This window comes from Candidatus Hydrogenedentota bacterium, from assembly GCA_019695095.1.
GTDB lineage: Bacteria > Hydrogenedentota > Hydrogenedentia > Hydrogenedentales > SLHB01 > JAIBAQ01.
The window spans coordinates 1-2775 of the sequence record JAIBAQ010000386.1; the positions used below are offsets into that span (position 1 = coordinate 1).

Annotated in this window: 3 protein-coding genes; 2 read left to right on the top strand and 1 reads right to left on the bottom strand. The window is 60.3% G+C overall.

Annotated features, from left to right (window positions below; all coding sequences use genetic code 11):
• A partial coding sequence (locus tag K1Y02_26710; GenBank protein MBX7259975.1) for a hypothetical protein occupies positions 1–205 on the bottom strand: 205 nt, incomplete at its 3' end.
• A 35-nt stretch (positions 206–240) separates the two neighbouring features.
• On the opposite strand from K1Y02_26710, the gene K1Y02_26715 reads away from it, so the two are divergent.
• Entirely contained in the window at positions 241–2106 is a 1866-nt protein-coding gene (locus K1Y02_26715; protein ID MBX7259976.1) for a protein kinase, read from the top strand.
• A gap of 391 nt (positions 2107–2497) precedes the next feature.
• The coding region (locus tag K1Y02_26720; protein MBX7259977.1) for a hypothetical protein at positions 2498–2775 on the top strand (278 nt) is incomplete at its 3' end.

Consider the following 2775-nt stretch of genomic DNA (forward strand, 5'->3'; position numbering starts at 1 on the left):
AAGCGGCAAGACGGGAGACCATTCGGTCGTTGGGAGTGGCCGGGTCAGGAGACCCCGCCACAACCAGGATCAGCAGCGTGGATTGGAGTCCGCCCTCCGTTGCGATACAGGGCGAAGAAAACGGACTGGAAAGTCCGATCTCCGAGGAGGTCTTTGTGGTGTACCCCTTCCCCGCGTTGCACTTCCCCCGGTTTCGCGGTACCATCAGTTCGGCAGTTCTGCTGTTGACGCGAAGGAGCCATGACCTCTATCAAGTGTCCAAGATGTGCGCACACGAACCCGGAAGGGTCGAAGACGTGCGCCCGGTGCAATACGCCGTTGCCTCAGGTGCGCATGCAGCCGCCTGCTTCGGGCAATCCGCCCGCGCAGCAATCGCAGCCGCGCCAGGGCATGCACACGTTTCGCCGGGGCCAGGTGTTGGCGGGGCGTTATACCATCGTCGACGTCGTGGGCCGTGGCGGCATGGGCTGCATCTACCGCGTCCACGACAACACGCTCAATGAGCAGGTCGCCTTGAAGACGTTGCTGCCGCAGTTTGTCAGCGACAAGCTGGTCGTCGAGCGGTTTTTCAACGAGGCGCGCATCGCGCGGCAGTTGTCGCATCCGAACATCGTGCGCGTGCATGACATCGGCAGCGCGGAAAACGTCGTCTACATTTCGATGGAGTATCTGAAGGGGCGGTCGTTGCGGGGCATGCTGGACCAACTGCCCTCGGGCCAGCGGCTCCCTGTCACGACGACGCTGCACATCATGATCCATCTGTGCAACGCGCTTGAGTATGCCCATCAGTACACCGTCCACCGGGACATCAAGCCCGAGAACGTGATGATTCTCGAGGACGGGACCATGAAGCTCATGGACTTCGGTATCTCGAAGTTGATGACGAGCGGGAACCTCACGGCGACGGCGGTCATCATGGGCACGCCACATTACATGTCGCCGGAACAGTTGAAGGACAGCCGCAACGTCGACGTCCGCGCGGACATTTACAGCATCGGCGTGATGCTCTACGAGATCCTCACCGGCAACCTGCCGACCGGGGTGCCCAAGCCGGCGTCGCAACTCATGATGGAGGTTCCGCCTGCGCTCGATCCCATCATCGCGAAGTGCGTGGAACCGAACCCCGACGATCGGTACAGCAGCGTCGTGGAACTCCGGGCGGATTTGCAGAACGTCCTGACCCTTATTGAGGAAGGCGGCAGCCTGCCGGAGAAAAAGCCCAAGGCCGCGGGCGCCGGCGCTTCGATTCCTTGGATGCGCGTGGCGGGGATAGCGCTGGTTATGGCGATTCTCGCGTTCGCGGCGGTAGGCTTCAATGGCATTGAGAAGCGGCGCCAGGCAGTGATTGACGAAGCGGCAACCGCTGTTGTTCCGGCGCAGCCGCAGGAAACCCCGGGCCCGGCGGAATCGAGCCGTAATCTGGACGAATGGTTGCGCGTGGCCAAGGCGGCTCAGACCGCTACGGCCCGCGTGGAACGTACGGATCTGGTTGCTCAAGGCGAACAACTCCTCGACGCAGCCGAAAAGGCACGGGAGTCCGACCCGGTGAAGGCGGAGCAGTTTGCGCGACACGCCTTTGAGTATTTCCTTGCCGCGCTTCCAAGTCCCGACGACAGATTCTTCGTGCCGCCCACGGAAAGCGGTCAAGACGGTTTCTATATTGAGATTGACCCGGTAAGCGTAGCGCAGTTTGCCGAATTCTGCAGCACAGTCCAAGGCGGATGGCGCACGGTGCCGATAGGGGGTGAGCCCGACGCTCCGATTGTCGGCGTAACCTACTACGATGCATTGGCTTACGCTTCTTCCCACGACGCGCGGCTGCCGACCGCCGACGAGTGGCAACGGGCCTACGACATCAATTCGGAGTACATGGCCTCCGACATTTACGAGTGGACCAGTTCCTTCGCCGCATCGGGAAATGCCAACCGATTGCCAACGTTTGGCGATATCCTGGTCATACTGGGGGCGTCCTTCGGCGAGAGCGAAACGCCCTCGAAATCGGCCCCGGAGCAAATGGACTACGGAAAGTCCGATCCTAACCTTGGGTTCCGCTGTGTGCGGGAAGTCCCCCGCGATCCCGCAGAGGCAGAGCGCCTGCTCCGGTAACGAACGGCGACAAACCCGACTCCGCTCCCTTCGTTCGCTTCGCTTGGGTCAGTGCCCGAGCGGGCCGGGAATGAATGTTCACTGCGCATAGTTCGTCCAATTAATCGGAGGCTGATTTGACTGGTCCGCATGGGTGGACTAAGATCTAGCCTCAAGAGGCGGCACACCCGCCTGGACTGCTCGGAAGTAGTCCGCATTTTGCACCGGCGCGATTGAGCGCCGACGCAAAATGCTCACGTGCAAGACGTTGAGGTTATGCCATGAGGATTTCTCACGAACACATTCGGTCTGGGGAGAACCACTGAGTTCTTTGGTGTAACTCCTGCACCTAGGTGACTTACGAAGCTTGTTTGTGTGTGTTCGCGAGAAATCCGGAGTAGAGAGGCTAACGATGAAAGTTACTGCCTGCCCCCACTGCGGCGCAACGCGCATTGTTACGTCGCAAGTCCCTAAAGACGTTGTAGTTGTGCTGCCTTGCCCCAACTGCCACGACCTCGTGGTGATGTTCCGGACCAAGATCATTGCTCTAAGCCGGAAGATTATCGAACAGGGGTCCTTCGAAGAGAAGAAGGCGCACATTTCGGAAGTGATAGCGGAGTTCCTCGACCCCTCCCTGTTCAAGATGCCCCTGCCCCAGGAAGACGACTCCGAGCTTCCCTTGCCCACGGA

What these genes read in the sequence shown, in the direction of transcription:
- K1Y02_26715 (MBX7259976.1), top strand. Translation starts at nt 241, where the DNA reads ATGACCTCTATCAAGTGTCCAAGATGTGCGCACACGAACCCGGAAGGG.